Origin of the sequence: Thermoanaerobacter sp. A7A (assembly GCF_000445185.1) — a bacterium.
Taxonomy (GTDB): domain Bacteria; phylum Bacillota; class Thermoanaerobacteria; order Thermoanaerobacterales; family Thermoanaerobacteraceae; genus Thermoanaerobacter.
Genome location: NZ_AVAF01000018.1, coordinates 1 through 7,646, shown reverse-complemented (window position 1 = coordinate 7,646; position 7,646 = coordinate 1). Strand labels below are relative to the sequence as shown.

At 31.5% G+C, this 7,646-nt stretch carries 7 protein-coding genes; 3 read left to right on the top strand and 4 right to left on the bottom strand.

The window, feature by feature from the left end; all coding sequences use genetic code 11:
• Positions 1 to 61 precede the first annotated feature (61 nt).
• Complete coding sequence (gene holB / locus M663_RS0101365) at positions 62 to 1,036, top strand: DNA polymerase III subunit delta' (RefSeq protein WP_029687690.1); 975 nt, start codon at positions 62 to 64, stop codon at positions 1,034 to 1,036.
• A 2-nt stretch (positions 1,037 to 1,038) separates the two neighbouring features.
• Positions 1,039 to 1,920, top strand: coding sequence for a stage 0 sporulation family protein (locus M663_RS0101360; protein WP_029687689.1), 882 nt, complete (start codon positions 1,039 to 1,041; stop codon positions 1,918 to 1,920).
• Positions 1,921 to 1,933: 13 nt separating this feature from the next.
• On the opposite strand, the gene M663_RS0101355 is transcribed toward M663_RS0101360, so the two are convergent.
• From M663_RS0101355 to arcA, 4 genes are all read right to left on the bottom strand, one after another.
• Complete coding sequence (locus M663_RS0101355; RefSeq protein WP_029687688.1) at positions 1,934 to 2,329, bottom strand: DUF1634 domain-containing protein; 396 nt, start codon at positions 2,327 to 2,329, stop codon at positions 1,934 to 1,936.
• 4 nt (positions 2,330 to 2,333) lie between these two features.
• Positions 2,334 to 3,167, bottom strand: coding sequence for a sulfite exporter TauE/SafE family protein (locus M663_RS0101350; protein ID WP_029687687.1), 834 nt, complete (start codon positions 3,165 to 3,167; stop codon positions 2,334 to 2,336).
• A gap of 77 nt (positions 3,168 to 3,244) precedes the next feature.
• Entirely contained in the window at positions 3,245 to 5,416 is a 2,172-nt protein-coding gene (locus M663_RS0101345) for a hypothetical protein (RefSeq protein ID WP_029687686.1), read from the bottom strand.
• A 181-nt stretch (positions 5,417 to 5,597) separates the two neighbouring features.
• Positions 5,598 to 6,821, bottom strand: coding sequence for an arginine deiminase (arcA, locus tag M663_RS0101340; RefSeq protein WP_029687685.1), 1,224 nt, complete (start codon positions 6,819 to 6,821; stop codon positions 5,598 to 5,600).
• Between the two features lie 139 nt (positions 6,822 to 6,960).
• Here arcA and M663_RS0101335 point away from each other — a divergent pair.
• On the top strand, positions 6,961 to 7,646 hold a 686-nt coding region (locus tag M663_RS0101335), incomplete at its 3' end, for a tRNA1(Val) (adenine(37)-N6)-methyltransferase (RefSeq protein ID WP_029687684.1).

The window sequence follows — 7,646 nt, the reverse complement described above, 5'->3', positions numbered from 1 at the left end:
TTTTAAAAATGATAGATGATATAAGAGGATTATTAATAGACATATATTCATAGGTGATAACGTGTATAGGATTTATGGGCATGAAGCCGTATTAAATATTTTTAAAAATATAATATCTAAAAATAAAATTTCAAATGCCTATTTGTTTGTAGGGGAAGAAGGATTAGGGAAAAGATTTATGGCAGAGTATTTTGCCATGATGATAAATTGTAAAGGGGAAGTTGAAAAGCCTTGCTTTAGGTGTAGTTCTTGCCTCAAGATAGTGGATAAAAATCATCCAGATGTGTTTTTTATAGAGCCGGAGGAGAATTCTATAAAAGTGGATACTATAAGATATATAACTAATGAAATTAATATAAGACCTTATGAAGCTAGCAAAAAGATTTTTATTATAGACAAAGCTGATAAAATGACTGTAGCAGCTCAAAACGCCTTTCTCAAAACTTTAGAAGAACCTCCTTTATATGGACTTTTTATATTGATTGCATCCCAACAACAAGAGCTTTTGCCTACAATTGTTTCTCGCTGTAATATAGTCCGTTTTAATAAAGAAAGTAAAAATACGATAAAGAATTATTTAATGCTTGAACACAATATCTCTGAAAAAGATGCGGAAGTGTTATCTCATATTGCTGATGGAAATTTTGCTCAAGCCAACAAATTAACTGATAATGAATATTTAAATTTTAGAAGAGAGACAATACAAGAAATAGAAAAGATTCTTACGACAAAGGGATTTGAAGTGATAGATGAGTTTGAATTTTTTGATAAAAATAAAGATAATATAGAAGGAATTTTGAAAATTATGCTTTCTTATATGAGGGATTTGTTGGTTTTTAAAGCTACAAAAGATGTCTCTTTGATAAAAAATATAGATTTTTTAGATAAAATACAGAAAATAGAATCTCAATTGACTATCAATAGACTTAACAATATAATTAATAGAATAGAGCAATTTAACTTACAAATTAATTCAAATATAAACTATCAATTGGCGGTAGAGAATCTACTTTTAGATATGGCGGGAGGTTTATAATTTTGGTTACTGTTGTGGGTGTGAGATTTAAAAAAGCAGGGAAGATATATTATTTTGACCCCGGGGATTTGTCAATAAAAGTAGGCGATAAAGTTATAGTTGAAACAATAAGAGGAATAGAATTTGGCGAAGTAGTTGTCGGTATAAAAGAAGTACCAGAAGAAGAGATTGTGGCTCCTTTAAAAAAAGTAATAAGAATTGCGACGCCAGAAGATGTAGAACATTATTATGAAAACAAGAAAAAAGAAGCTGAGGCTTTTGAAATATGTCTTCAGAAAATCGGGCAGCATGGTTTGGAAATGAATTTAATTGATGTGGAATATACTTTTGATGATACCAAAGTCATATTTTATTTTACTGCAGAAGGTAGAGTAGACTTTAGAGAATTAGTGAAGGATTTGGCTGCAGTTTTCAGGATGAGAATAGAACTAAGGCAAATAGGGGTAAGAGATGAAGCAAAAATCATAGGAGGTTTAGGACCTTGTGGAAGGCCTCTATGTTGTACCTCCTTTTTAGGGGAATTTGAGCCTGTTTCTATCAAGATGGCTAAAGACCAAAATTTATCTTTAAATCCCACCAAAATATCAGGTATTTGCGGGCGATTAATGTGCTGTTTGAAGTATGAACAGGAAATGTATGAAAAAATTAGAGCAGAGCTTCCTAAAGTTGGTAGTATAATAAGAGCTGGAGATAAAGAAATGAAGGTTGCAGAAGTAGATGTAATTAGGCGAAAACTCAAAGTAAAAATGAAAAATGTAGAAGGAATAGAGATAATAAAAGAGTATGATCCTGAAGAAGTGGAAGTTATAGAAGAAAGAGAAGAAACTGAAGAAACCTACGAGGAGAAACTATTTGGGGAGGACTTGGAGAAAATAGAGGAATAAATTTCCTCTATTTTTATTCTATTTTTCCAAGTATAAAGCTTATTATCAAGATTATAAAAACAAGTGTAGTAATACCCGTGTATAAATAATCTTTTTCGTATAAAAAAGTAATTATCGAAACGGCCACACGAAATGCAGGGGTTAATATAAGCAATAAAAGTCCGGTAAGGATAATAGCATAAGGCTTTAAAGATATGAAACCTTTTAAAATTTCCCCTGGGGAAGTGGGGTAATAACCAATAGGATATCCACTTTTCCCTGTTATTATAAGCATTAAAAGTCCTATAAGAATGACAAAAGCGCTGGTTTTAACCCCTATATTTAAAGCCTTGCTTATTATAAGCTCCATAGCCATTATTTTTTCATTTTCTTTTTTTAATATTAAATCTTTATTGCTTTCTCTTTCCATAGTTTTATACCCCCAAGCCTTTTATAAGCATTTGAATAGAGATGTAAGCAAGTACAGGTATAAATATTTTCCTTATAGTGGTATTTCTAAGTTTTTCCATTATTCTTGTTCCTAACGTTGCTCCTAATAGAACTCCTAAAGCTACTGGACCGGCTATTTTTGGGTCTATATAACCTCTCATTAAATACATACCTGCACTGGCTGCAGCTGTAACACCAATCATGAAATTGCTTGTAGCAGTAGAGACTTTCATAGGCAATTTCATAAATAAATCCATTGCCATAACTTTAAAAATACCACTTCCTATTCCTAATAGGCCGGATAAAACACCAGCAGCATACATCGTTCCAAATCCACTGTAGACTCCTGTTACTTTGTATTTTACTTCTTTATTTAACACTTTATCAAAATAAGACCCTTCTAATTTCAATTTTTTAGCCAAAGGGTGAGATACGACATTTTGAGGTAATTCTTCATGCCTTTTTCTAAGCATAGCTAAAGCCGAATACAAAAGCACAATGCCAAAAATTATATAAAGATATTTTGGACTTATCAATCCAGCAAGGTAGGCTCCTGTTATAGCTCCTGTAGTTGTAGCGATTTCCAAAAACATTCCTATTCTCAAATTTGTAATCTTGTCTCTTACATATGCGACTGCTGCCCCACTGGAAGTTGCGATGACTGAAACTATACTTGCACCTATAGCGTATTTGATATCTACACCTAATAACAAAGTAAGGGCTGGAATTACGATTATTCCTCCTCCTAGTCCTAAAAGAGCTCCAAAAATTCCTGCTATAAAAGAAAAAGCGAGAATTTCTAGGGAGGTTAAAACCACATTATCATCTCCTTTTTTTACTGGGTTAATTGCTACAATAATAAATTATAACATATACTTTAAAAGGAACCAAAAAGTTATACTTTTCTTTGAAGAAGTAGTAAAATAGGAGGTATTGCATATATGCAGGTAGTAGCTGCTGCTACAATGCCAGCATCGTTGAAGGCAAGAGCAAAAAGCATACCTACGATACTGCCAAAAAATCCGTAATACACGTATTTATAATTTTTGAAGATATTTTTAAGTACTCCCGTTGGCCTATAAGATAGTATAAATAGTACTAAAATAGATATTATAAGTACCCATGACCATATAGTGTATCTTATAAGTTTAAGCTCCATTTGAAGCTTTCTTGCAAAAATTTGGAATAAAGAATTTATACCTTCACTTCTTACAATAATAGCTGTTTGAGCCATATGGGTAGTAGTTCCAAAAAACATTGAGGCTATAAACATCAAAAATAGCAATATTACCATAGAGATAAACATTATTAAAAAGGTCTTTTTATTTATTTTTACTCCAAAGAGCATCAAAATTGTGGAACCAAAAGCCATAAAACCAGTTATAAATCCACCGACTTTTGCTCCAAATTTAGGTAGAACCATTAACCAAAATGCAACAGTAAAAAGGATAAAGCCTAAAATTTTTACGCTTTTGGTTTTATATTTTTCAATTAATGCCATAGTTCCCATAATTGAAGAACCTATCAAGACTCCCATGTATTCATTTCCTATTCCATAGAACCTAGCTCCGCTTATAACGTCATATCCTAATATAGAGTTTTTCATCAAAGGAGAATTAAGTAACAAGTCTATTATTATTGTGATTGTGGTTACTAAACTTATTACCATTAGTCTATCTAAATCATTTTTTACAAAATACATGATTAACCCGTCAATTAATCCAGTTAAAACGACAACAGCCACAATGTTTAAGTAAAGAGATAAGGGGCCTAATAAAGGCAGAATTAAAAATGTCAGAGGAACAGTCATTACTCCCAAAATTATGGGTGTCAAATACTTTAAATATTCCTTTTTTAAAAACAATAGACCTATATAAAGTATTAGCACAATAACTACAAGTAAAACATAATTTTTTAACACTATTGGCCTAGCATTGTGGACAGAAACAATCATTTTATCTGCGTTAATGAGATAACCAAGGGCATTTTGGTATTTGATGCTTTCAATTGGATGTCCCAACATTTCTACAGGAGGTTCTATGTTAAAGTATGATAATATTGTTGGTGCTATGTCTAAATTTGCAATAATTCCTTGGCGCTTTGTAGTATTAGAAGTTGCAAAACCTTGTGAATAAGAAGGGCCTGCTATTATTACAGGAGTAATTAAATTGTCAATTTGTATATCTTGATTAGAAGGATAAGGAGTCACGACAATAAATAAATCTTTAGACAAATCCAAATCAGATAATATTTTACCTATAAGTTTATCAGATTCATATAATGCCTTTTCTCTGTAACGCTGAGCTAAGGAAGGGGGAGTATATTTAGAAAATACATCTGCCCTTAAAAGGTCCCCTGGGTCTATAATTATGAGGCCGCCATTCTTACTGTATTCTACAAATTTATTGTAAAGTTTTTCATAATCGGCTTTTATCATATAAGGACTATTATCATCTTTTATTAATAAATCTTCGCTAACATCTCCTTGGGCTATCCCGTTTTTATCCATACCAATTAAAGGAGCATATCTGTTATATGATATTCCCGAAGAAGTTTTTATATCAGAGTTTCCTAATACGTACACATAAATTCCATTTCTTTTTAAAAGTTCACCTAACAATCCCGGCGTAACAGTATAATTTAAACTAGAAGCTTGATTTATTAAATTTTGTATTCCTAAGTTAACTATATTACCTTCTTGTGGAAGTTTCCCAGTGTAAAGGTGATATAATTTTTCTGCAGAAGTATAGCCATAAACTTCATCCTTGTTAAAACATAGGCTACCCATTTCACCAGCTGAAGCTCGGGTACCTGTTCCTATGGTGAGATAAGAAGAAGGTTCTGAATAACTTCCTGCTGCTCTTGTATTCATAAGTGCTAAAGAACCTATGTCTAATAACTTTTTTATATTTGGAAGATTGTATTTAGCAAAGTCATTAATACTTGTCCTATCTAAAATAAAGAGCACTGCTATTTTATTTTTTGTTGGAGATGCAAAAGAAATTGAAGGGGAAACTATAAAGAAAATAAACACAAGGGACAAAAAAATTGCAAAAAATTTTTTCATAGATTATCCTTCCTTTTCAATTAGTAAATTGACACCCAAACATTATACCATTAAATTATTAAAAATTTATTAACAACAGAAAGGTTAAATCTGTTAATTTGTTAGTAACTTTTCAATGTAGATTAAAAAATCCCCTTTTTATGCTTTAAATTTGTGCATAAAAAGGGAACTGTGATTTAATTTATTCTCTTAAAAGGGGCATAGTCATACAACGAGGGCCGCCTCTTCCTCTTGAAAGTTCCGACCCTTCAATAGGGATTACCTTTATTCCTTCTTTTTCCATTATTTTATTAGATATCTCATTTCTAGAATAGGTTACAATAACTCCCGGAGCGATAGCTAAAGTGTTTGTACTGTCATTCCATTGTTCTCTTGCAGAAGTTATTGCATTTAACCCGCCAGTTGGTATTATATCTATTGTGTAGAGATTTAGCGTATTTTTTAATGCTGTTTGCAAATCTTTTTCTTGATGTATAGAGAAACCTTTTTCCTCTTTTATGATGCTAAATACTCTCAACTCGTTTTTTATTCCCGGATAAAAAACAAATCTGTTTATATCAACCATCGTGAAAACTGTATCCAAATGCATATAAGAACGGTTTATAGGGATTTGCACTACCAATATTCTTTCGACAGAGGAACCTTTTTCAAATAAATTATGGGCTAATTGCTCTATTGCCTGAGGAGTTGTTCTTTCACTACATCCTACGGCAATTACTTTTTCGCTTAATACTAGCACATCTCCGCCCTCTATGGAATGAGGATAGCTATCATCATACCACCAAGGAATATTATTTTTTCTAAAAATTTCATGATATTTATAAATGTATTTTAATATTAGAGTTTCTGGTTTTCGCGCTGCTGTTTTCATAGAACTTATCATTAAGCCGCCATCTATCATTGCTCCGGGGTCTCTTATAAAATAAAGGTTTGGTAAAGGCTTTATATAAAAATAACTATCTTGGTATATGTATTCTGCTAAACCCATCATAGATTTTTTTATCTTTATTTCATTTAGAGCCAAACCTGCAATTGCTATTTCGGCAATCTCATTTGAAGATTTTTCTTTAAGGAATTCTTTTAAATAGTTATTGATTTTTGGAGAGGTAACTCCATTTACTTGAAGTAATTCCTCAATAAATTTTTCTTTTACATCTTCTTCTTTTAATATTTCTTCTAAGAGATTTTGTAAATACAGTACTTGGACTTCATTTTGCTGCAATACTTTTGCAAAGTTGTCGTGTTCTTCTTGGATTCTTCTAACCCAAGGGATATCGTCGAAAAGAAGCTCGGATAAATTTTGAGGGGTCAATCTTTCCAATTCTTTCCCTGGCCTGTGCAAAATCGCTGTTTTTAATTTATTTATTTCTGAATTTACGCGGGGAGCAGTAACTACTTTTGTCAACTTTTCATCCTCCTAATGTTTAAATTCTTTATATAGTATACTGTGCACTACTTCAATTTTCAATACGTATTTAAAAAAGTTAATAAAAACTTTTGGCAATTGTGATAAAATAAATCAAGAATATTATAGAGGTGATAAAATGTTAAGAGATGGGGAAAGATTAGATGAATTAAACTTGAAAGATTTAGTTATAATTCAACACAAGGATAAATTTAAATTCGGAATGGATGCGGTATTGCTTGCTAATTTTGTTACTGCTAAAAAAGGAGATAAAATTGTAGATTTAGGATGTGGGTCTGGCATAATACCTATTTTAATTGCTGCTAAAACTCAAGATACCTTTATTTACGGTGTTGAGATACAAGAAGATATGGCAGATATGGCTACAAGAAGTGTAGCTATTAATAAAATGGAAGAAAGAATAAAAATAATAAAAGGCGATGTAAGAGGATTAGAAAAGATATTAGGATATGAAAAATTTGATATAGTGACTTCAAATCCTCCCTATATGCCAGTAAAAACGGGATTTGATAAAAAACAAGAGTCAGAAAATATCGCGAGATACGAAATATATGGAGGACTTGAGGAATTTATAAAGGCTGCTTCGAAACTTTTAAAATTTGGAGGAAAATTTTTTATGATTCATAGAACAGAAAGATTAGTTGACATTTTGTATTTTTTAAGAAAATACAATTTAGAACCTAAAAAATTGAGATTTGTGCATCCTTACGTAGATAGTAAACCCAATCTTCTTCTAATAGAATCAAAAAAAGGTTCTCAGCCAGGTTTAAACATATTGGCTCCCCTTTATGTGTATGAAAAAAG